This window comes from Streptomyces sp. NPDC007983, assembly GCF_042958345.1.
Lineage (GTDB): Bacteria > Actinomycetota > Actinomycetes > Streptomycetales > Streptomycetaceae > Streptomyces.
The window spans coordinates 136,990-157,944 of record NZ_JBIBJI010000009.1 but is presented as its reverse complement, the minus strand read 5'-3'; the positions used below and the strand labels follow the sequence as shown (position 1 = coordinate 157,944).

The window sequence follows — 20,955 nt, the reverse complement described above, 5'->3', positions numbered from 1 at the left end:
GCGCGTAACACGCCCGCGCCCTTCGTCACTGCCGCGAAACATCGAGCGGCATCGACTGAAACGGCGCTGCGCCAATCTCGTGGCGAATACCGGCCCTTTTGTTTATTGCCCGCCCGGGCCGATTCGACAGCGAGGAGACGCCGATGCCAGTGGGCATCACGACGCTTGCCGCGGACAAGGTCACACCCGACGCCGCGCTCAGCGCGGCCAACACCGGGTTCATGCTGCTGTGCGCCGCGCTGGTTCTGATCATGACGCCGGGCCTTGCCTTCTTCTACGGCGGCATGGTCCGCGTCAAAAGCGTGCTGAACATGCTGATGATGAGCTTCATCAGCATCGGCATCGTCAGCGTCCTGTGGACGCTCTACGGCTTCAGCGTCGCCTTCGACAAGGGCAACGACCTGTTCGGCGGCTTCGACTGGCTGGGCATGCACAACATCGGGCTGACCGAGCTGTGGCCCGGCTACACCATCCCGGTCTATGTCTTCGCCCTGTTCCAGATGATGTTCGCGATCATCACCCCGGCGCTGATCAGCGGCGCCCTCGCGGACCGCGTCAAGTTCACCGCCTGGGCGCTGTTCATCGCCCTGTGGGCGACGGTCGTCTACTTCCCGGTCGCGCACTGGGTGTGGGCCGCCGACGGCTGGGCCTTCAAGCTCGGCGTGATCGACTTCGCCGGTGGTACCGCCGTCCACATCAACGCCGGAGCCGCCGCGCTCGGCGTGATCCTCGTCATCGGCAAGCGGGTCGGCTTCAAGAAGGACCCGATGCGGCCGCACAGCCTGCCGCTGGTCATGCTCGGCGCCGGTCTGCTGTGGTTCGGCTGGTTCGGCTTCAACGGCGGCTCCTGGCTCGGAGCCGACGGCGTCACCGCGGCCGCCTTCACCAACACCCAGGTCGCCACCGCCTCCGCGATGCTCGGCTGGCTCGCGTACGAGAAGATCCGGCACGGCTCCTTCACCACCCTGGGTGCCGCCTCCGGCGCCGTCTCCGGACTCGTCGCGATCACCCCCGCCTGCGGCGCGGTCAGCCCGCTCGGCGCGATCGCGATCGGCGTCATCGCCGGTGTCGTCTGCGCCATGGCGGTCGGCCTGAAGTACCGGTTCGGCTTCGACGACTCGCTCGACGTCGTCGGCGTCCACCTGGTCGGCGGCCTCCTCGGCTCCCTGCTCATCGGCCTCTTCGCCACCGGGCGGGTGCAGAGCGACGCCAAGGGCCTGTTCTACGGAGGCGGCCTCGACCAGCTCGGCAAGCAGGCCGCCGGTGCCTTCGCGGTCCTCGCCTACTCCCTGATCGTCTCCGCGATCCTGGCCAAGGTCGTCGACCTGGTGATGGGCTTCCGGGTGGACGAGGACGACGAGGTCGCCGGTATCGACCAGGTCGAGCACGCCGAGACGGCGTACGACTTCGCGGGGGCGGGCGGCGGCACCTCCCTCGGCAGCCTGCAGTCGGCGCACCCGGCCGGCCCGGCGAAGAAGAAGGACGCGACGAAGGACCCGAAGAAGGTGGACGCGTGAAGCTCATCACGGCGGTTGTGAAGCCGCACCGGCTCGACGAGATCAAGGAAGCCCTCCAGGCGTTCGGCGTGCAGGGCCTGACCGTCACCGAGGCCAGCGGCTACGGACGCCAGCGCGGCCACACCGAGGTCTACCGGGGCGCGGAGTACACCGTCGACCTGGTGCCCAAGGTCCGCGTCGAGGTGCTGGCCGAGGACGAGGACGCCGATGACCTCATCGACGTCGTGGTCAAGGCCGCCCGCACCGGAAAGATCGGCGACGGAAAGGTGTGGAGCGTCCCCGTCGAGACCGCGGTCCGCGTCCGCACCGGCGAACGGGGCCCGGACGCCCTGTGAGGACGAGCCCCGAAAAGGCGGCCGCCACCGGCCGCACGCCCAGCTGACAGGGAGCAGCCGAGTTGACGGACAGCGCCGAGCCAAGGACAGGGACCACCGACTCGGGCCCCGGCGGCTACGCGGCGGCCCGGCTGCGACTCCTCCAGGAGGAGTCGCGGTCCGGGCCACCGCGCCGCAGCGCGCTCGCCGGGCTCACCGATCAGTGGCTGGCCGCGCTGCTCGACGGCGGCGCCGAGGCCTCCGGCATCACCGGCGGCGTGGCGCTGGTGGCGGTCGGCGGATACGGACGCGGCGAGCTGTCCCCGCGCAGTGACCTCGACGTCGTCCTGCTGCACGACGGCTCCGCCGACTCCTCGGCCCTGGCCGCGCTCGCCGACCACGTCTGGTACCCGGTATGGGACATGGGGCTGGCCCTCGACCACTCCGTGCGCACCCCCGACGAGGCCCGCAAGACCGCCGCCGACGACCTGAAGGTCCAGCTCGGCCTGCTGGACGCCCGCCATCTCGCGGGAGACGACGCCCTCACCGCCGGGCTGCGCACCACCGTCCTCGCGGACTGGCGCGCCCAGGCCCCGGCGCGCCTGCCCGAACTGCGCGAGCTGTGCCAGGAGCGCGCCGAGCGCCACGGCGAGCTGCAGTTCCTGCTCGAACCCGACCTCAAGGAGGCCCGCGGCGGACTGCGCGACGCCACCGCGCTGCGCGCCATCGCCGCCTCCTGGCTCGCCGACGCGCCCCGCGAGGGTCTGGACGAGGCCCGCAGGCGGCTGCTGGACACGCGCGACGCGCTCCACCTGGCCACCGGCCGGGCCGCCGACCGGCTCTCCCTCCAGGAACAGGACCAGATCGCGACCGCGGTCGGCCTGCTGGACGCCGACGCCCTGCTGCGCCAGGTCTACGAGTCGGCCCGGACCATCGCGTACGCGAGCGATGTCACCTGGCGCGAGGTCGACCGGGTGCTGCGCGCCCGCTCGGCCGGCCGGCCGCGGCTGCGCGGACTGCTCGGGGGCCGCGGACGCGGCGGCTCCGGCTCCGCGCAGACCCCGGGGGAGCGCAGCCCGCTCGCCGAGGGCGTCGTCGAGCAGGACGGCGAGGTGGTGCTCGCCCGCGCCGCGCGCCCCGAGCGCGACCCCGTGCTCCCCCTGCGGGCCGCCGCGGCCGCCGCCCAGGCGGACCTGCCGCTGTCGCTGCACGCCGTACGGCGGCTGGCCGCCGCCGCGCGCCCGCTGCCGGTGCCCTGGCCGCCCGAGGCGCGGGAGGAACTGGTCACCCTCCTGGGCGCGGGCGAGTCCACCGTCGGCGTCTGGGAGGCGCTGGAGGCCGAGGGCCTGATCACGCGGCTGCTGCCGGACTGGGAGCGGGTGCGCTGCCGCCCGCAGCGCAACCCCGTGCACCGCTGGACCGTCGACCGCCATCTCGTCGAGACCGCCGTGCGCGCCAGCGCGCTCAGCCGCCGCGTCGGCCGCCCCGACCTGCTGCTGGTGGCCGCGCTGCTGCACGACATCGGCAAGGGCTGGCCCGGCGACCACTCGGTGGTGGGCGAGACGATCGTCCGGGACCTGGCCGCCCGGATCGGCTTCGACCGCGCCGATGTGTCCGTCCTCGCCACCCTCGTACGCCACCATCTGCTGCTCGTCGAGACCGCCACCCGCCGCGACCTGGACGACCCGGCCACCGTGCACGCGGTCGCCGAAGCGGTCCGCGGCCCCGGCACCCTGGAGCTGCTGCACGCCCTCACCGAGGCCGACGCGCTGGCCACCGGACCCGCGGCGTGGAGCGCCTGGCGCGGCGCGCTCGTCGCCGACCTGGTCAAGCGGGTCGCCGCCGTCCTCGCGGGGGAGCCCGCGCCGGACCCGGACGCCCCGCAGCAGATCACGGCCGAACAGGAACGGCTCGCCATCGAGGCCCGGCGCACCGGCGGCCCCGTACTGGCCCTGCACGCCCGCCCGGAGGCGCTGCCGCCGGGCGACGAGACGGCGGAACCGGAACCGATCGGTGTCGAGCTGCTGATCGCCGTCCCCGACCAGTCCGGCGTACTGGCCGCCGCCGCCGGGGTGCTGGCCCTGCACCGGCTCACGGTCCGGGCGGCCGACCTGCGCGCCGTGGACCTGCCGTCGGAACTGGACGGGGCGGACCGCGGCGTCCTGCTGCTGAGCTGGCGGGTGGCGGCCGAATACGGCTCGCTGCCCCAGGCCGCCCGGCTACGGAACGATCTGCTCCGGGCGCTGGACGGCTCCCTCGACATCGTCGCCCGGCTCGCCGAGCGCGAGGCCGCCTACCGCAAGTACCCGCGCCGCCGCGGCGTCCACGCCCCGCCGCCGCGCGTGACGGTCGCACCCGGCAGCTCGCAGCTCGCCACCGTGATCGAAGTCCGCGCCCAGGACGTCCCCGGCCTCCTCCACCGCATCGGCCGCGCCCTGGAGGCCGCCGGCGTCACGGTCCGCAGCGCCCACGTCAGCACGCTGGGCGCGAACGCGGTCGACGCGTTCTACGTCACGGACGCCGCCGCCGCGCCCCTGGCACCGATGCGCGCGGCGGAGGTGGCCCGAGAAGTGGAGCAGGCCCTCCGCTGACGGCCCGCCTCAGCGCCGCCCCCTGGGGTTTCGTTGGGGGTGCGGGCCGGTGGCCGGGTTGTGCCCACCCGTTCCTCCTCCAGCTACCGCTGGGGGTGCCCCTCTGCGGAACGATGGCCCACAACCAGGTCACATGCCCAGCCCCTTCGGGCGTACCGCCCAGCCTCTCCGGCACCTGAGCAGCCGCGCCCGGGGGCAGAGACACCCCACCCCAGCCTCTCGGGCGTTTGAGGTGCGGGGTTCGGGGGCGGGGATGCCTCACTCCCAGCCTCTCGGGCGTTTGAGGTGCGGGGTTCGGGGGCGGGGATGCCTCACTCCCAGCCTCTCGGGCGTTTGAGGTGCGGGGTTCGGGGGCGGAGATGCCCCAGCCCCAGCCCCTCCGGCGATTGAGGAGCGGGGTCCAGGGGCGGAGCCCCGGTGGGGGTGTGGGGGCGGAGCCCCCGCCGGGGGACGGGGCGGAGCCCCGGTTCGGGAAGGGGCGGGGTGGGGAAAGACACGCTCCGTCCGAGCGGCGCCCGCCCGGGGGCAGACCGTTACCGCGGCGTGCGGATACCCTTGGAGGCCGACCGCCGACCCGACATCCGACCGAAGGATTCGCGACCACCGTGTTCGATACCCTCTCCGATCGCCTCGCAGCGACTTTCAAGAACCTCCGGGGCAAGGGCCGCCTCAGCGAGGCGGACATCGACGCGACGGCACGCGAGATCCGGATCGCCTTGCTCGAGGCGGACGTCGCGCTGCCCGTCGTACGGGCGTTCATCAAGCAGGTCAAGGAGCGCAGCCTCGGCGCCGAGGTCTCCCAGGCGCTGAACCCCGCCCAGCAGGTCATCAAGATCGTCAACGAGGAGCTGATCGGCATCCTCGGCGGCGACGCCCGCCGCCTCCGCTTTGCCAAGCAGCCCCCGACGGTCATCATGCTCGCGGGTCTGCAGGGCGCCGGTAAGACGACGCTCGCGGGAAAGCTGGGCCGCTGGCTGAAGGGGCAGGGCCACGCGCCGCTGCTCGTCGCGTGTGACCTCCAGCGCCCCAACGCCGTCAACCAGCTCTCGGTGGTCGCCGAGCGCGCCGGCGTCGCGGTGTTCGCGCCGGAGCCGGGCAACGGCGTCGGCGACCCGGTGAAGGTGGCCCAGGACTCGGTCGAGTTCGCCAAGACCAAGCAGCACGACGTCGTGATCGTCGACACCGCCGGCCGCCTCGGCATCGACGAGGAGCTGATGCGTCAGGCGGCGGACATCCGCGACGCGGTCAGCCCGGACGAGGTCCTGTTCGTCGTCGACGCGATGATCGGCCAGGACGCGGTGAACACCGCCGAGGCGTTCCGCGACGGCGTCGGCTTCGACGGTGTGGTGCTCTCCAAGCTCGACGGCGACGCGCGCGGCGGTGCCGCGCTGTCCATCGCGCACGTCACCGGCCGTCAGATCATGTTCGCCTCCAACGGCGAGAAGCTGGACGACTTCGACGCGTTCCACCCGGACCGCATGGCGTCCCGCATCCTCGGCATGGGCGACATGCTCAGCCTCATCGAGAAGGCCGAGCAGACCTTCAGCCAGCAAGAGGCCGAGAAGATGGCGGCCAAGCTGGCGAAGGGCCCCAAGGAGTTCACGCTCGACGACTTCCTGGCGCAGATGGAGCAGGTCCGCAAGATGGGCTCCATCTCCAAGCTGCTCGGCATGCTGCCGGGCATGGGTCAGATGAAGGACCAGATCAACAATCTGGACGAGCGGGACGTGGACCGCACGGCCGCGATCATCAAGTCGATGACGCCGGGCGAGCGCCAGGACCCGCACATCATCAACGGCTCCCGCCGCGCCCGTATCGCCCGTGGTTCCGGCGTCGAGGTGAGCGCGGTGAAGAACCTGGTGGAGCGGTTCTTCGAGGCGCGCAAGATGATGTCGAAGATGGCCCAGGGCGGCGGCATGCCGGGGATGCCCGGGATGCCGGGCATGCCGGGTGCGGGTGGCAGCGCCAAGCGCAAGGGCAAGCAGCAGAAGAAGGTCAAGGGGAAGCAGCGCAGCGGCAATCCGATGAAGCGGAAGGCCGACGAGCAGGCCGCCGCGGCCCGCCGTGAGCAGGCGGGCCAGCAGGGCGGCGCGTTCGGCATGCCCGGCGGCGGTCAGGGCGGCCAGGACTTCGAACTCCCCGACGAGTTCAAGAAGTTCATGGGCTGAACCGCCCGCGGAACACCGAGTGCGCGGGCCCCTGCCACGGAAGGCAGGGGCCCGCGCACCCGTATGTTCAGACCCGGGCGATCAGATACCGCAGAACGTTCGGCATCCACACCGTCCCGTCCGCCCGCTGATACGGGTGCAGCGCCTCCGCTATCTCCTTGCGCACCTGCGTCGGGTCGGTCGCCCGCTCCGCCGCGTCGAACAGCCCCGTCGACAGCAGCCCGCGCACCGCGCTGTCCAGGTCGGCGTACCCGAACGGGCAGGCCACCCGCCCCGATCCGTCCGGCCGCAGCCCGGCCCGCTCGGCCAGGGTCTCCAGGTCGTCCCGGCCGGACGGCCGCCAGCGCCCCGGGGCGCACATCGGGTCGGCGAGCCGGGCCCCCACCCGCAGCACCGACGAGGTGGCGCACCGCTCCGGCGGGCCCCACCCGGCCAGCACCACCGCCCCGCCGCGCTCGGCGAGCGCGGCGGCCGCCGTGAGCGTGGACGCCGCCGCGGCCGGCCCGCCGGGGCTGCCCGTCGCCGGGGCGGGCAGCGGCTCGAAGGCGGTCACCACCGTGAAGCCGGACACCGGTGCCGACTCCGGGCCGCCGAGCCCCAGCCGCACCGGATCGGCCGGCCGCACCGGGTCGCCCAGCCGCTCCCGCGCCAGCGCGAGGCGCCCCTCGTCCGTGTCGACCCCGCAGACGGACGCGCCCCGCCCGGCCGCCATGAGAAGGGCGAGCCCCGCCCCGCAGCCCAGGCCCAGCAGCCGCGTTCCGGCGCCGACGTCCAGCCGTCCGTAGACGGCCTCGTACAGCGGCACCAGCATCCGCTCCTGGATCTCCGCCCAGTCGCGGGCGCGGGCATGGGGGTCCGCCGTGCTCGGCGTGGAGGGGTGCGGGCGGTGCCGCCGTACGAGCGTAGATGTCATCGAAAGGGCCCCAATCAGCGAAGAGCAGTGCCGTCGTCAGATCCGCCGTTGTGCGCCAGAGGGTGCCGTGTGGATGTTGCAGGGCTGTGCAGGGCTGTTCCACAGGGCACCCGCTCTGTCGCGTCCCACCCCCGTATGCCAGGGAACTCCGCATCCGTCCCCGCGTCCAGAGCTTTCACGGCCGTGCTTGCGTGCCCCCTCCGTGCGCCCCCGCGCGACTTCACATCCGCCCCGCTCCCGCGCCCGCCCCGGGGCGCCGCGACCGCCCCGGGCGATATTCGCCGCGGTGGGCCGCGCCGCCGCCGTACGATCGGCCGCATGGCCAAAGCCCCCGTTCTCACCCCGCGCGCGAAGGACTTCCCGCGCTGGTACCAGGATCTGATCAACAAGGCCGAGCTGGCCGAGAACGGTCCGGTGCGCGGCACCATGGTCATCCGACCGTACGGATACGGGCTGTGGGAGCGGATGCAGGGCGACCTGGACGCCCGGATCAAGGCGGTCGGCGTCCAGAACGCCTACTTCCCCCTCTTCATCCCGAAGTCGTACCTGACCCGGGAGGCCGAGCACGTCGAGGGCTTCGCGCCCGAACTCGCGGTCGTCACCCACGGCGGCGGCAAGGAGCTGGAGGAGCCGGTGGTGGTCCGGCCCACCTCCGAGACGATCGTCAACGAGTACTTCTCCAAGTGGGTGCAGAGCTACCGCGATCTGCCGCTGCTGATCAACCAGTGGGCCAATGTGGTGCGTTGGGAGCTGCGGCCCCGGCTGTTCCTGCGGACGACCGAATTCCTCTGGCAGGAGGGCCACACCGCCCACGCCACGTACGAGGACGCCCGGGAGTTCGCCGCCCGCATCCACCGCGACGTCTACGCAGACTTCATGGAGAACGTGCTCGCCATGGACGTCGTCCTGGGGCGCAAAACCGCCCGCGAGCGCTTCGCGGGCGCCGTCAACACCCTCACCCTCGAAGGGATGATGGGCGACGGCAAGGCGCTGCAGCTGGGCACCAGCCATGAGCTGGGCCAGAACTTCGCCCGCGCCTTCGGCACCCGCTATCTGTCCAGGGATGGCGAGCAGGAGCTGGTCTGGCAGACCTCCTGGGGCAGCACGACCCGCATGATCGGCGCGCTGGTGATGATGCACGGTGACGACGACGGGCTGCGGCTGCCGCCCCGGCTGGCCCCGGTCCAGGCCGTCGTCCTCGCGGTCAAGGGCGACCCCGCGGTGCTGGCCGCGGTCCGCGAGACGGGCGACCGGCTGGCGGCGGCGGGCGTACGGGTCCACGTCGACGACCGCACCGACCTCCCCTTCGGCCGCCGCGCCGTGGACTGGGAGCTGCGGGGCGTACCGGTGCGCGTCGAGATCGGCCCGCGCGACCTGGAGGCCGGCACCGCCACACTCGCCCGGCGGATCCCGGGCGGCAAGGAACCGGCGCGCACCGACCTGCTGGCCGATGTGGTGCCGAAGGCGCTGGAGGAGGACCAGGCGCTGCTGCTGCGCCAGGCGCGGGAGCGCCGCACGGCGCGCACGGTGGAGGCGCGGACCGTGGAGGAGGCCGCGGAGGCGGCGGCCGCGGGCGGCTGGGCGCGCGTGCGGTGGGCCGACCTGGGCCCGGAGGGCGAGGCCGTGCTCGCCGAGCGGGCGGTGTCCGTACGGTGTCTGGTCACCGAGGACGGGGCGGTGCCGGACGCCGATGACGCGCCAGGTAACGTCGCCTACGTGGCGCGCGCCTACTGAGCGGCGCGCCTGCCGAGTGGCGCGGGGCCTTACGAGCCGGTGCCAAGGACGGTGTCCGCGGGCCGGTGTCTACGGGCCGGGCCGTACGAGGCGGTACGTACCGCCTTGGTGCGCCGTGGGCGGCTCATCCATGCATGTGCGCACCCGCCCTCGTCGCGACGCATCAGCGCTGAACTGACTGGTACGTGCAAATTATTTGGGATGCCCCGGAATCGGAACACCGGGTGGCTCCCGCTCGTTAGCACGACGTGAGCACGACACCACCTGTACTCGCCGCAGAGCTGGCACAGGCGTGGGCCGATATTCAACGGCACCACCCCGAGCTGCCGGATCTAGCCGCGCCCGAATCGCTGATCGGAGAGTCGTCGTCCGCATGTGGCGCCGAGCTCTCTTTCGAACGGCTGCTGCACGAGGCAGTCCACGGCATCGCCGCCGCCCGCGGTGTCCGTGACACCTCGCGCGCCGGCCGCTACCACAACCGCCGGTTCCTGGCGATCGCCGAGGAGCTGGGTCTCGACCACTCCGAGGAGCCGCATCCCAGCAGCGGCTTCTCGCTGGTCACTCTCAGTCCCGAGGCGAGAAAGCGCTATCGGACCACGATCGAGCGGCTGCACCGCGCCCTCAAGGCACACACGGTCGCGACCGGGGCCGAAACCTCCCGAGCCTTCCGCGGCCCCGCGGCGCGGCACGGTTCGTCCGGGGGCGGGGTCCGGGTCAAGGCGGTGTGCGACTGCGGGCGCAACGTCCGCGTCGTTCCGTCGGTGCTGGCCCAGGCGCCCATCATGTGCGGCGGCTGCGGGAAGCCGTTCCGCATTCCGGACGCGGTGGCCGCGGTCGGCTGACCGGTCACGGTGTGGCAGAATGGTCCGCTGTACTCGACAGCCGACCAGGACCCCTCTCTCCTCCGGCTGACGCGTCCATCGGGCACTCGGGTACCGCAACCCCACGCGGCACGTCGCAGTGCTCAACCACGTCAAGACCAGGAGACACCACTTCCGTGGCAGTCAAGATCAAGCTGAAGCGTCTGGGCAAGATCCGTTCGCCTCACTACCGCATCGTCGTCGCCGACTCCCGTACCCGCCGTGACGGCCGGGCCATCGAGGAGATCGGCCTGTACCACCCGGTGCAGAACCCCTCGCGCATCGAGGTCGACTCGGAGCGTGTGCAGCACTGGCTGAAGGTCGGCGCCCAGCCGACCGAGCCGGTGCTCGCCATCCTGAAGGTCACCGGCGACTGGCAGAAGTTCAAGGGCCTGCCCGCCCCGGCTCCGATGAAGGTCGCCGAGCCGAAGGCCGACAAGCGCGCCCTGTTCGAGGCCGCGGCCAAGGACGCTGGTGACGAGCCGAAGGGTGAGGCCATCACCCCGAAGGCGAAGAAGTCCGAGAAGAAGTCGGACGAGGCGGCCGAGGCCGCTGAGTCCACCGCGTCGACCGAGGCCTGAGGATGCTCGAGGAAGCCCTCGAGCACCTGGTGAAGGGCATCGTCGACAACCCCGACGACGTGCAGGTCGCCTCGCGCAACCTGCGTCGCGGACGCGTGCTCGAGGTCCGGGTGCACCCCGATGACCTGGGCAAGGTGATCGGCCGTAACGGCCGCACCGCCCGCGCGCTGCGCACCGTCGTGGGCGCCATCGGCGGCCGTGGGATCCGCGTCGACCTCGTCGACGTGGATCAGGTCAGCTGAGAGGCGATCAACAGGAGCACCGGCACGGGCCGGGGAGGGCTTTGGGCCGTCCCCGGCCCGTGTGCGTGAAAGGGACATGCATCGTGCAGTTGGTTGTCGCGCGGATCGGCCGTGCCCATGGCATCAAGGGCGAGGTCACCGTCGAGGTGCGCACGGACGAGCCCGAGCTGCGGCTCGGCCCCGGCGCCGTGCTGGCCACCGAGCCCGCGTCGGTTGGCCCGCTGACCATCGAGACCGGCCGGGTGCACAGCGGCCGGCTGCTGCTGCGCTTCGAGGGAGTGCGGGACCGTACGGGCGCGGAGGCGCTGCGCAACGTCCTGCTCATCGCGGAGGTCGACCCCGAGGAGGTCCCCGAGGACCCCGAGGAGTTCTACGACCATCAGCTGATCGATCTCGACGTGGTCACCGTGGACGGTACGGCGGTCGGCCGGATCTCCGAGATCTCCCATCTGCCGTACCAGGACCTGCTGATCGTGAAGCGGCCCGACGGCGGCGAGGTGATGATCCCCTTCGTCTCCGAGATGGTGCCGGAGATCGACCTGGAGGAGCAGCGCGCGGTCATCGACCCACCGCCGGGACTGCTGGACGAGGACGAGGCGGAGATCGCCACCGGCCGTGAGGAGCCGTCGTCATGAGGCTCGACGTCGTCACGATCTTCCCGGAGTACCTCGAGCCGCTGAACGTCTCGCTGGTCGGCAAGGCGCGCGCCCGCGGCGTACTGGACGTCCGCGTGCACGACCTGCGCTCCTGGGCGCACGACCGGCACAACACGGTGGACGACACCCCGTACGGCGGCGGCCCGGGCATGGTCATGAAGCCCGAGCCCTGGGGCGAGGCGCTGGACGCGGTCATCGCGTCCGGCGAGGGCGAGGGGCTGCCCAAGCCGACGCTGGTGGTGCCCACCCCGAGCGGCCGCCCGTTCACCCAGGCCCTCGCGGTGGAGCTCTCCGAGCGCCCCTGGCTGGTCTTCGCCCCGGCGCGCTACGAGGGCATCGACCGGCGGGTGATCGAGGAGTACGGGGAGCGGCTGGAGATCCACGAGGTCTCCATCGGCGACTACGTCCTGGCGGGCGGCGAGGCCGCGGTCCTGGTGATCACCGAGGCCGTCGCCCGGCTGCTGCCCGGGGTGCTGGGCAACGCCGAGTCGCACAGGGACGACTCCTTCGCCCCGGGCGCGATGGCCGATCTGCTGGAAGGGCCCGTCTACACCAAGCCCCCCGAGTGGCGCGGCCGGGACATCCCGGAGGTGCTGGTCAGCGGCCACCACGGCAAGATCGCCCGGTGGCGCAGGGACGAGGCGTTCCGCCGCACCAGCGCCCACCGCCCCGACCTGATCGAGCGCTGCGACCCGGCGACGCTCGACAAGCACGACCGGGCGCTCCTGGCCGAGCTGGGCTGGGAGGAGCTGCCCGGGGCGGGCGAAACCGGGGGACGGGCCCGATTTGGGCGGCCGGACCGGGCCGTGGAAGAATAGGCCGCTGCCGTACGTCCGGGTGTGCGCCCCTGCCACAGGGGGACCGACGCTCGCCCGATGAGGGCGGCACTCCCATCAACATTCCGATATGCCGCTGATGACCTGTGGCATCAGCGAGGAAAGCAGACGATCATGTCTCACCTGCTCGACAACGTCGACTCCGCGTCGCTGCGCAGCGACATCCCGACCTTCCGCCCCGGCGACACGGTCAACGTCCACGTCCGCGTCATCGAGGGCAACCGCTCGCGTGTCCAGCAGTTCAAGGGTGTCGTCATCCGCCGCCAGGGTTCCGGCGTGCGTGAGACCTTCACCGTCCGCAAGGTGAGCTTCAGCGTCGGCGTCGAGCGCACCTTCCCGGTGCACACCCCGATCGTCGAGAAGATCGAGGTCGTCACCCGCGGTGACGTGCGCCGTGCGAAGCTCTACTACCTGCGTGACCTCCGCGGCAAGGCCGCGAAGATCAAGGAGAAGCGCACCAGCTGAGTTTTGCTCGACACTTGAGCTCCCGTCGGATGTCCCGGCCGGGCCGGATAGGCTCTGGCCCGATGGACATCGATGGACGGCTCGCGGAGCGCGATCGCTCCTCCTGTTCCGACCCGGAGCACGAGGAGCGATCGCGCTCTTCGCATGCCCCGGAGGAGCCCTCCGCGGAGCAGCCGCCCGCCGGGCGCCCGAGGGCGTGGCCGGCCGGCGACCGGCCGTGGCGGCGGGCCGGGCTCCTCGCGGCCGCCTCCATGGCGCTGGTCCTGCTGGTGAGCGGGTTCGTGGTGCAGCCGTTCCAGATTCCCAGCGGCTCCATGGAGAACACCCTGCGCCCCGGGGACCGGGTGCTGGTGAACAAGCTCGCCTACCGTTTCGGGGACGATCCGCGCCGCGGCGACGTTGTCGTCTTCGACGGCACCGGCTCCTTCCTCCAGGAGGAGCCGTCCGGGAACCCGGTGACCGGTGTGCTGCGCGAGGCGGCCGCGGCGGTCGGCCTCGCCGAGCCCGCCGAGACCGACTACATCAAGCGCGTGGTGGGCGTCGGCGGTGACCGGGTCACCTGCTGCGACAAGCGGGGGAGGATCGAGGTGAACGGCCGGCCCGTGAACGAGGACTATCTGTACCCCGGGGACAGCCCCTCGCGGGTGCCGTTCGACACCGTCGTGCCCGAAGGGCGGCTGTGGGTGATGGGCGACCACCGCAGCGCCTCCCGGGACTCCCGCGACCACCTCGGCGAGCCGGGCGGCGGCACCGTCCCCGTGGACCAGGTGATCGGGCGGGCCGACTGGATCGGCTGGCCGTTCGGCCGGTGGTCCGCCATCCGGGGCCAGGGAGCCTTCGCACATGTCCCCGGGCCGGGCGGGACGGGGGGCACGGTCCCGGGCGGTGCGCATGGGTAACCGCGGACGCCCCCGTTCCGGCGCCCGCCGGCCGGGTCTCGGCCCCGCCTCCGCCCCCGCCGCACCGCCGCGCGAGCCGGGACAGCGGCGGCTCGCCACCCGTGCGGAGCGGCGCCGGGTGCAGCAGCGGATCAAGCGCAGAAGACGCCGGTCCGCCGTGCGGGAGATACCGATCCTGATCGGTGTGGCACTGGTGATCGCGCTGGTCCTCAAGACCTTCCTGGTGCAGGCGTTCGTGATCCCGTCCGGCTCGATGGAGCAGACGATCAAGATCGGCGACCGGGTGCTGGTCGACAAGTTCACCCCGTGGTTCGGCTCCAAGCCGACGCGCGGGGACGTGGTGGTGTTCAAGGACCCCGGCGGCTGGCTGGAGGATGAGCGGAAGCCGCCCGAGGACGATCCGCCGGTCATCAAGCAGGGCAAGGAGTTCCTGACCTTCATCGGCCTGCTGCCCTCGTCGGACGAGCAGGACCTGATCAAGCGGGTGGTCGCGGTCGGCGGGGACACGGTGGCATGCTGTGACACGAACGGCAGGGTCACGGTCAACGGGACGCCGCTGAACGAGTCGTATCTCTACCCGGGCAATCCGCCTTCGCAGCGCAAGTTCAAGGTGACCGTCCCCGCGGGGCGGATGTTCATGATGGGTGACCACCGGTCCAATTCGGCGGACTCCCGGGTGCACCTCGACGAGGCGTACCAGGGCACCGTCGCGGACGCGAGCGTGGTGGGCCGCGCCGTGGTGATCGCGTGGCCGTTCGGCCATATGCGGCAGCTGGACGAGCCCGGAACGTATGCGTCCGTGCGGGACGCGCCGAGTGGGGCGACACAGGCGAGCGGTGCGCCGCATAGGCTGTCCCCCATGGATCAGCAAGGAATGATCCAGCTCCCGACCCCTGCGGAACTCCCGCTCGTTATGGGAGTGGTGGGCCTGCGCCGTTCGTGGAGCAGGCGGCAGCGGCGTGAGGAGTGAATGTGGGGGACTTGGCGGTCGGCGCGCGATCCGGTCACGAAGAGCCCGAAAGGCGGCCCGGTACGAGGGGAGAGGGGACCGCGGACCAGGCACCGGAAGCGCCCGGGGCGGCCCCGGAAGCGGGAGGCGCTCCCACGGCCGGACCGGCTGAGGCGCCGCCCTCCGGCCCTCCCGGACCACCCCGGCCGGGGCCCGGGACCGGGCCCGGCGCGGAGCGGGAGACCGGCTCCGAGGAGGACGGCACGGAGCCCGGGACCGGGCGGCGGCCCGCGAAGGGGCGGAAGGTGCGCTCCTTCTGGAAGGAGCTGCCGATCCTGATCTTCATCGCGCTGGTGCTGGCGCTGCTGATCAAGACCTTCCTGGTGCAGGCCTTCTCGATCCCGTCCGACTCGATGCAGAACACGCTGCAGCGGGGCGACCGGGTGCTGGTGGACAAGCTCACCCCCTGGTTCGGCTCGAAGCCGGAGCGCGGCGAGGTGGTCGTCTTCCACGATCCGGGCGGCTGGCTCGGCGAGACCCAGACCCAGGACTCGGGCCCGATCGCCGAGGGCATCCAGGAGGCGCTCAGCAAGGTCGGCCTGATGCCGTCCGCCGATGAGAAGGACCTGATCAAGCGGGTCATCGCGGTCGGCGGGGACACGGTCTCGTGCAAGCGCGGCGGCAAGGTGATGGTCAACGGCAAGGCGCTGGACGAGCCGTACATCTTCCCCGGGAACACGCCCTGTGACGAGAAGCCGTTCGGCCCGGTCAAGGTGCCCAAGGACCGGATCTGGGTGATGGGCGACCACCGCCAGGACTCGCTGGACTCCCGCTACCACCAGAACCTGCACAACGGCACCGTCTCGGTGGACGACGTCGTCGGGCGCGCGATCGTGGTGGCCTGGCCGGTCAACCGCTGGTCCACCCTGTCGATTCCGGACACCTTCGACCAGCCGGGGCTGAGCGCGGCGGCGTCCCTGGCCCCCTCGGCGCTCGGGCTCGCGGGCGCGGTGCCGCTCGTGCTGTGGCGTCGTCGCAGGCTGACGGCGAAGGTGCGGGGGACGGCTGACTGACGCCCCGTACCGCGGGTAAGGTGCGATCTCGTGCCACAGGGCATGCGGAACATGACCTTCTATGTCTGCGGGACACGGTGGGAGCACTGGAATGAGCGATGCCCGAGGGGCGGGGGGCAGCAGGCTGGGCGCCGTGCTGTCCGGGCTGGCGGTGGCCGTCGGCAGTGTGCTGTTCCTGGGCGGCTTCGCCTGGGGCGCGGTGCTCTACAAGCCGTACAGCGTCCCGACCGATTCGATGTCGCCGACCATCGGCAAGGGCCACCGGGTGCTCGCGGAGCGCATCGACGGGGGCGAGGTGCGCCGCGGCGATGTGGTCGTCTTCCAGGACGAGGTCTGGGGCGCCCTGCCGATGGTGAAGCGGGTCATCGGGGTCGGCGGCGACAAGGTCGTCTGCTGCGACAAGCAGAACCGCATCACCGTGGACGGCAAGACACTCGAAGAACCGTATCTTCAGGCCAAGGAACCGGCTTCGATGACCCGGTTCACCACCACCGTGCCCAAGGGGAGCCTGTTCCTCATGGGCGACCACCGCAGCGACTCCCTCGACTCCCGGACGCACCTCACCGACAGCAGCCGGGGAGCCGTCCCCACGGGCGCCGTGACGGCCCGGGTGGACGCCACCGCCTGGCCGCTGGGGTCCTTCGGCATGATGGGACGCCCGGAGGTGTTCAAGGAACTGCCGGGCGGCGTCTCGCAGCCCGGCCCGCTCCGGCTCGTATCGGTCTCGGTCCTGACCGGCGCCGTGCTCATCCTGGGAGGTGCGGCCTACGGGCCGGTCGCGCGCCGGATGGGAGGCGGCACCGCCCGGCGGGACGAGACGCGGGAGAAGGTGGCGGCCAGTGGCTGACGGGGCCGAAGAGACCGGCGCGGATGCGACGCCGCTGCGGAAGGTCGCCCGGGTGGTCCTGCTCGACCCGCGGGACCGGATCCTTCTGCTGCACGGCTTCGAACCGGACAACCCCTCGCTGACCTGGTGGTTCACCCCGGGCGGCGGGCTGGAGGGCGACGAGAGCCGCGAGCAGGCCGCCCTGCGCGAGCTGGCGGAGGAGACCGGGATCACCGAGGTCCGGCTGGGCCCGCTGCTGTGGCGGCGCACCTGCTCCTTCCCGTTCTTCGGCCGTCGCTGGGACCAGGACGAGTGGTATTACCTGGCCCGTACGGAGCAGACCACGACGCGCCCGGAGGGGCTGACGGAGCTGGAGCGGCGCAGCGTGGCGGGGCTGCGCTGGTGGACCGTGGAGGAGCTGGCCGGGGCGGCCGAGCCGGTGTACCCGACCCGGCTCGTGGAACTGTTGCGTACGCTGCTCGACGAGGGACCGCCCAGTACACCGGTGATCCTGGAGACTGAGCGCGTCTGACGCACAATGGGGGGACGCACGGCTGAAGGGGAACATGCCATGAGCGCCGAGGACCTCGAGAAGTACGAGACCGAGATGGAGCTGAAGCTCTACCGGGAGTACCGCGATGTCGTCGGTCTGTTCAAATATGTGATCGAGACCGAGCGCCGCTTCTATCTCACCAACGACTACGAGATGCAGGTGCACTCCGTCCAGGGTGAGGTCTTCTTCGAGGTGTCGATGGCGGACGCCTGGGTCTGGGACATGTACCGACCGGCGCGGTTCGTCAAGCAGGTACGCGTACTCACGTTCAAGGACGTGAATATCGAGGAGCTGAACAAGAGCGACCTCGATCTTCCGGGAGGCTGACCTGCCGGTCTTCCGGGGCTGACTCACTCTTCCGGGTGGCCGGATTGTCCACCGGCGCCGGGTCGTCCACAGAAATCCACCAAGATCCCTGAATTCGGGGCGGGCGCGTCACAGTCGGTGCCGGAGGTGGTGCCGAATGAACGCCCGGGGAGCACTGGGCCGCTACGGCGAGGATCTGGCGGCGCGCCGGCTGGTCGAGGCCGGGATGGCCGTCCTGGAGCGCAACTGGCGGTGCCGGGACGGTGAGATCGACATTGTCGCGCTGGACGCCGGGGCACTGGTCGTCTGCGAGGTCAAGACGCGCCGCGCGGAGGGTTACGAACCGCCGACGGCGGCGGTCAGGCCCGGCAAGACCGACCGGCTGCGACGGCTCGCCGAGCGCTGGCTGGAGCGGCACGGCGGGCCGCCGCCGGGAGGTGTGCGGATCGACCTGGTGGGCGTGGTGCTGCCGCGGCGGGGCGCGCCCGTGGTCGAGCATCTGCGGGGGGTGGCCTGAATGGGATTCGCCCGCACCTGCTCGGTCGCGCTGGTCGGGGTCGAGGGCGTGGTGGTCGAGGTCCAGGCCGATCTGGAGCCCGGCGTGGCCGCCTTCACCCTGGTCGGCCTGCCCGACAAATCCCTGGTCGAAAGCCGGGACCGGGTCCGCGCCGCCGTGGTCAACTCCGACGCCGCCTGGCCGCAGAAGAAGCTCACGGTCGGGCTCAGCCCGGCGTCCGTCCCCAAGGGCGGCAGCGGCTTCGACCTGGCCGTGGCCTGCGCCGTGCTCGGCGCCGCCGAGCGCATCGATCCACGGGAGATCGCCGATCTGATGATGATCGGGGAGCTGGGCCTGGACGGCCGGGTCCGGCCCGTGCGCGGGGTGCTGCCCGCCGTGCTCGCGGCCGCCGAGGCCGGATACCGGCAGGTCGTCGTCCCCGAGCAGACCGCGGCCGAGGCATCCCTGGTTCCCGGCGTCTCGGTGCTCGGCGTGCGGAGCCTGCGCCAGCTGATCGCGGTCCTCACCGACGAACCGGTGCCCGAGGAGGACGAGCCGCTGGAAGCCGGGCGGCCCGATCCGATGCTGGCGGGGCTCACCATGCCCGGCGCGGGCATGGGCACCGGCGTGGCCGCGCTCCCCGGTGCCGGGGTGGGGCGGCCCGATCTGGCCGAGGTCGCCGGGCAGCGGGCCGCGCGCACCGCGCTGGAGGTCGCCGCCGCCGGGGGCCACCATCTGTTCCTCATCGGGCCGCCGGGCGCCGGGAAGACCATGCTCGCCGAGCGGCTGCCCGGGCTGCTGCCGCCGCTCACCCAGCAGGAGGCGCTGGAGGTCACCGCCGTGCACTCGGTGGCCGGGGTGCTGCCGCCGGGCCAGCCCCTGGTGGAGACGCCCCCGTACTGCGCACCGCACCACTCGGCGACCATGGCCGCCCTGGTCGGCGGTGGCAACGGGCTGCCGCGGCCGGGCGCGGTCTCCCTCGCCCACCGGGGGCTGCTCTTTTTGGACGAGGCGCCCGAGTTCAGCGGCCGGGCCCTGGACGCCCTGCGCCAGCCCCTGGAATCCGGCCATGTGGTGGTCGCCCGTTCCGCGGGCATGATGCGCATGCCCGCCCGCTTCCTCCTCATGCTGGCCGCCAACCCCTGCCCCTGCGGGCGCCACGGGCTGCTGGGGGACGGCTGCGAATGCTCGCCCTCGACGGTCCGCCGCTACCAGTCGCGGCTCTCCGGCCCGCTGCTGGACCGCGTCGACCTGCGTGTCCACGTCGAGGCGGTGAGCCGGGCCGAGCTGACCCGGGCGGGCGGCCCGGCGGAGAGCACGGCCGCGGTCGCGGCCCGGGTGCGTGAGGCGAGGGAGCGGGCCTCCGCGCGCCTCGCGGACACCCCCTGGCGGCTGAACAGCGAGGTGCCGGGCCATGAGCTGCGCACCCGCTGGCAGGCCTGTCCCGGGGCGCTCCGGGAGGCCGAGCGGGACATGGAGCGCGGGCTGCTCACCGCCCGCGGCCTGGACCGGGTGCTGCGGGTCGCCTGGACCGTCGCCGACCTCGCCGGGCACGACCGGCCACTGGCGCCGGACATCGCCCGGGCACTTCAGCTGCGTACCGGGGTGACCCGCGGGGTGCCCGTCGGCGCGGGGGAGTACTGATGGCCGCCTGCCCGGCGGGAGTCCCCGCCACGGCGCCCGGAATGCCGCCCGTCAGGGACTCCGGGCCGGGCGTGGACGGCGAGGAGCGGCTCGCCCGCGCGGCCCTCACCCGGCTCGTGGAGCCCGGCGACGAGGCGGTGGGGCGCTGGCTGCGGCGGCTGGGGCCGGTGGCCTTGTGGCGGGCGCTCACCGGTGAGGCCCCGCCGCCGCGCGGGGCGAGCCCGCAGCGGCTGGCCGGATGCGCGCTGCGGGCCGCCGGGCTCGACCCCGCGGCCGACCTCGACCTGATCGCGGCCCGTGGGGGGCGGTTCGTCTGCCCCGGGGACATGGAATGGCCCGGTCAGCTCGACGATCTCGGGGACGCCCGCCCGGTCGGGTTATGGGTGCGGGGCCCCGCGTCGCTGCGCATGTGGGCGCTGCGCTCGGTCGCGGTCGTCGGGGCGCGCGCCTGCAGCGACTACGGCGCGCATGTCGCGGCGACGATGGGTGCCGGGCTCACCGAGCGGGGCTGGGTGGTGGTCTCCGGCGCGGCCCAAGGGGTGGACGGCGCGGCGCACCGTGGGGCGCTCGCCGCGGGCGGGGCCACCGTCGCCGTGCTCGCCTCCGGGGTGGACACCCCCTATCCGCGGGGGCACGCCGAGTTGATCGAGCGCATCGCGGAACAGGGTCTGGTACTGGCCGAGTTGCCGCCCGGAGCGCATCCCACCCGCGGCCGCTTCGTGCTGCGCAACCGGGTCATCGCCGCACTCACCCGCGGCACGGTCGTCATCGAGGCCGAATACCGCAGCGGATCGCTGGTCACCGCGCGCCGGGCACAACAGCTCGGCCGGTCCACCATGGGAGTGCCCGGCCCGGTCACCAGCGGGCTTTCCGCGGGGGTCCACGAACTGCTGCGCGGCGAGGCCGTGCTGGTCACCGACCCCGACGAAGTCGTCGAGCTGATCGGCGGCATCGGGGACCTCGCCCCTGTCCGGGAAGGGCCCCTCGTCGAGCGGGACCTGCTCCATCCCGTGACGGCACGGGTGCTGGAAGCGTTGTCGGCACAGGGCGGCAACGACGGACGCGAGGTGGCCAGGGATTCCGGGACGAGCTGTGAAGAGGCCGTGAGCCGCCTCTATGAACTGCTCGCCCTGGGTTTCGTCGAACGCCATGGCGACCGCTGGCAGTTGGCGCCGCCCGCACGCCGGAGTGACGGCACACGGCGAGGCGATCCCCCAAATCGGGGCAATCGGGTGAAAGGGTTGAGGCGATGACCGTATCCGCGCACCGTCGAGCCACTGCCCTTCGCATACCGCGACGTCGCAGTCACGCTACGCTCACAAGGTTTCCGGT

The 20,955-nt window shown here is 72.5% G+C and carries 20 protein-coding genes and 1 pseudogene; 20 read left to right on the top strand and 1 reads right to left on the bottom strand.

The window, feature by feature from the left end; translation table 11 throughout:
• Positions 1 to 143: 143 nt before the first annotated feature.
• The 4 genes from ACFZCY_RS27315 (at position 144) to ffh (ending at position 6,590) form a co-directional block, all read left to right on the top strand.
• Entirely contained in the window at positions 144 to 1,517 is a 1,374-nt protein-coding gene (locus tag ACFZCY_RS27315) for an ammonium transporter (RefSeq protein ID WP_391178649.1), read from the top strand.
• Positions 1,514 to 1,852 (top strand): P-II family nitrogen regulator, encoded by a 339-nt coding sequence (locus tag ACFZCY_RS27310; protein ID WP_055557932.1) that lies wholly within the window; start codon positions 1,514 to 1,516, stop codon positions 1,850 to 1,852. The genes ACFZCY_RS27315 and ACFZCY_RS27310 overlap by 4 nt, the downstream gene beginning before the upstream one ends.
• A gap of 62 nt (positions 1,853 to 1,914) precedes the next feature.
• On the top strand, positions 1,915 to 4,422 hold the full coding sequence (locus ACFZCY_RS27305; RefSeq protein WP_391178646.1) for a [protein-PII] uridylyltransferase: 2,508 nt from the start codon (positions 1,915 to 1,917) through the stop codon (positions 4,420 to 4,422).
• Between the two features lie 605 nt (positions 4,423 to 5,027).
• Positions 5,028 to 6,590 carry a signal recognition particle protein gene (gene ffh / locus ACFZCY_RS27300; protein WP_391178643.1) on the top strand — a complete coding sequence of 521 codons (1,563 nt, stop codon included), beginning with the start codon at positions 5,028 to 5,030 and terminating at the stop codon, positions 6,588 to 6,590.
• Between the two features lie 67 nt (positions 6,591 to 6,657).
• Here the strand turns inward: ffh and ACFZCY_RS27295 are convergent, their stop codons facing one another.
• Positions 6,658 to 7,503, bottom strand: coding sequence for a methyltransferase domain-containing protein (locus tag ACFZCY_RS27295; protein WP_391178641.1), 846 nt, complete (start codon positions 7,501 to 7,503; stop codon positions 6,658 to 6,660).
• 318 nt (positions 7,504 to 7,821) lie between these two features.
• On the opposite strand from ACFZCY_RS27295, the gene proS reads away from it, so the two are divergent.
• The 16 genes and pseudogenes from proS to dprA all read left to right on the top strand — a co-directional run bounded on the left by proS (position 7,822) and on the right by dprA (position 20,876).
• Positions 7,822 to 9,237, top strand: a complete 1,416-nt coding sequence (proS, locus tag ACFZCY_RS27290) for a proline--tRNA ligase (RefSeq protein WP_391178639.1) — start codon at positions 7,822 to 7,824, stop codon at positions 9,235 to 9,237.
• Between the two features lie 248 nt (positions 9,238 to 9,485).
• The gene (locus ACFZCY_RS27285; protein WP_361485958.1) at positions 9,486 to 10,079 is read left to right on the top strand and encodes a hypothetical protein; all 594 of its coding nucleotides are present in this window, start codon (positions 9,486 to 9,488) and stop codon (positions 10,077 to 10,079) included.
• A 155-nt stretch (positions 10,080 to 10,234) separates the two neighbouring features.
• Complete coding sequence (gene rpsP / locus ACFZCY_RS27280; RefSeq protein ID WP_361485955.1) at positions 10,235 to 10,678, top strand: 30S ribosomal protein S16; 444 nt, start codon at positions 10,235 to 10,237, stop codon at positions 10,676 to 10,678.
• Positions 10,679 to 10,680: 2 nt separating this feature from the next.
• Complete coding sequence (locus tag ACFZCY_RS27275; protein WP_003958958.1) at positions 10,681 to 10,920, top strand: RNA-binding protein; 240 nt, start codon at positions 10,681 to 10,683, stop codon at positions 10,918 to 10,920.
• Positions 10,921 to 11,003: 83 nt separating this feature from the next.
• Complete coding sequence (rimM, locus tag ACFZCY_RS27270) at positions 11,004 to 11,555, top strand: ribosome maturation factor RimM (RefSeq protein WP_391178635.1); 552 nt, start codon at positions 11,004 to 11,006, stop codon at positions 11,553 to 11,555.
• On the top strand, positions 11,552 to 12,394 hold the full coding sequence (gene trmD / locus ACFZCY_RS27265) for a tRNA (guanosine(37)-N1)-methyltransferase TrmD (protein ID WP_391178632.1): 843 nt from the start codon (positions 11,552 to 11,554) through the stop codon (positions 12,392 to 12,394). The genes rimM and trmD overlap by 4 nt, the downstream gene beginning before the upstream one ends.
• 132 nt (positions 12,395 to 12,526) lie before the next feature.
• A complete protein-coding gene (rplS, locus tag ACFZCY_RS27260) occupies positions 12,527 to 12,877 on the top strand; it encodes a 50S ribosomal protein L19 (RefSeq protein WP_123106328.1) in 351 nt (116 codons plus the stop codon).
• Between the two features lie 62 nt (positions 12,878 to 12,939).
• Positions 12,940 to 13,776, top strand: coding sequence for a signal peptidase I (gene lepB / locus ACFZCY_RS27255; RefSeq protein WP_391178627.1), 837 nt, complete (start codon positions 12,940 to 12,942; stop codon positions 13,774 to 13,776).
• Positions 13,769 to 14,876: pseudogene (lepB, locus tag ACFZCY_RS27250) on the top strand (signal peptidase I); the annotation flags it as partial. The gene lepB (ACFZCY_RS27255) and the pseudogene lepB (ACFZCY_RS27250), both read left to right, overlap by 8 nt.
• Positions 14,758 to 15,798, top strand: coding sequence for a signal peptidase I (gene lepB / locus ACFZCY_RS27245; RefSeq protein ID WP_391179284.1), 1,041 nt, complete (start codon positions 14,758 to 14,760; stop codon positions 15,796 to 15,798). The pseudogene lepB (ACFZCY_RS27250) and the gene lepB (ACFZCY_RS27245), both read left to right, overlap by 119 nt.
• Before the next feature lie 91 nt (positions 15,799 to 15,889).
• Positions 15,890 to 16,645: a signal peptidase I gene (gene lepB / locus ACFZCY_RS27240; protein WP_391178625.1), complete on the top strand. Its 756-nt coding sequence runs from the start codon at positions 15,890 to 15,892 to the stop codon at positions 16,643 to 16,645.
• Complete coding sequence (locus ACFZCY_RS27235; protein ID WP_391178622.1) at positions 16,638 to 17,156, top strand: NUDIX domain-containing protein; 519 nt, start codon at positions 16,638 to 16,640, stop codon at positions 17,154 to 17,156. The genes lepB (ACFZCY_RS27240) and ACFZCY_RS27235 overlap by 8 nt, the downstream gene beginning before the upstream one ends.
• 39 nt (positions 17,157 to 17,195) lie before the next feature.
• Positions 17,196 to 17,504 (top strand): DUF2469 domain-containing protein, encoded by a 309-nt coding sequence (locus ACFZCY_RS27230; protein WP_009714730.1) that lies wholly within the window; start codon positions 17,196 to 17,198, stop codon positions 17,502 to 17,504.
• 136 nt (positions 17,505 to 17,640) lie between these two features.
• Positions 17,641 to 18,000 (top strand): YraN family protein, encoded by a 360-nt coding sequence (locus ACFZCY_RS27225; RefSeq protein ID WP_391178619.1) that lies wholly within the window; start codon positions 17,641 to 17,643, stop codon positions 17,998 to 18,000.
• Complete coding sequence (locus tag ACFZCY_RS27220; protein WP_391178616.1) at positions 18,001 to 19,623, top strand: ATP-binding protein; 1,623 nt, start codon at positions 18,001 to 18,003, stop codon at positions 19,621 to 19,623. It abuts the gene before it with no gap.
• The gene (gene dprA / locus ACFZCY_RS27215) at positions 19,623 to 20,876 is read left to right on the top strand and encodes a DNA-processing protein DprA (RefSeq protein WP_391178614.1); all 1,254 of its coding nucleotides are present in this window, start codon (positions 19,623 to 19,625) and stop codon (positions 20,874 to 20,876) included. Before ACFZCY_RS27220 ends, dprA begins: the two co-directional genes overlap by 1 nt.
• Positions 20,877 to 20,955 lie beyond the last annotated feature (79 nt).

Coding starts and splice junctions, on each gene's coding strand:
- trmD (WP_391178632.1), top strand. CDS start 11,552: ATGAGGCTCGACGTCGTCACGATCTTCCCGGAGTACCTCGAGCCGCTG.
- ACFZCY_RS27315 (WP_391178649.1), top strand. CDS start 144: ATGCCAGTGGGCATCACGACGCTTGCCGCGGACAAGGTCACACCCGAC.
- ACFZCY_RS27295 (WP_391178641.1), bottom strand. CDS start 7,503: ATGACATCTACGCTCGTACGGCGGCACCGCCCGCACCCCTCCACGCCG.
- lepB (WP_391178625.1), top strand. CDS start 15,890: ATGAGCGATGCCCGAGGGGCGGGGGGCAGCAGGCTGGGCGCCGTGCTG.
- proS (WP_391178639.1), top strand. CDS start 7,822: ATGGCCAAAGCCCCCGTTCTCACCCCGCGCGCGAAGGACTTCCCGCGC.
- dprA (WP_391178614.1), top strand. CDS start 19,623: ATGGCCGCCTGCCCGGCGGGAGTCCCCGCCACGGCGCCCGGAATGCCG.
- ACFZCY_RS27230 (WP_009714730.1), top strand. CDS start 17,196: ATGAGCGCCGAGGACCTCGAGAAGTACGAGACCGAGATGGAGCTGAAG.
- ACFZCY_RS27275 (WP_003958958.1), top strand. CDS start 10,681: ATGCTCGAGGAAGCCCTCGAGCACCTGGTGAAGGGCATCGTCGACAAC.
- ACFZCY_RS27220 (WP_391178616.1), top strand. CDS start 18,001: ATGGGATTCGCCCGCACCTGCTCGGTCGCGCTGGTCGGGGTCGAGGGC.
- rplS (WP_123106328.1), top strand. CDS start 12,527: ATGTCTCACCTGCTCGACAACGTCGACTCCGCGTCGCTGCGCAGCGAC.
- ACFZCY_RS27225 (WP_391178619.1), top strand. CDS start 17,641: ATGAACGCCCGGGGAGCACTGGGCCGCTACGGCGAGGATCTGGCGGCG.
- lepB (WP_391178627.1), top strand. CDS start 12,940: ATGGACATCGATGGACGGCTCGCGGAGCGCGATCGCTCCTCCTGTTCC.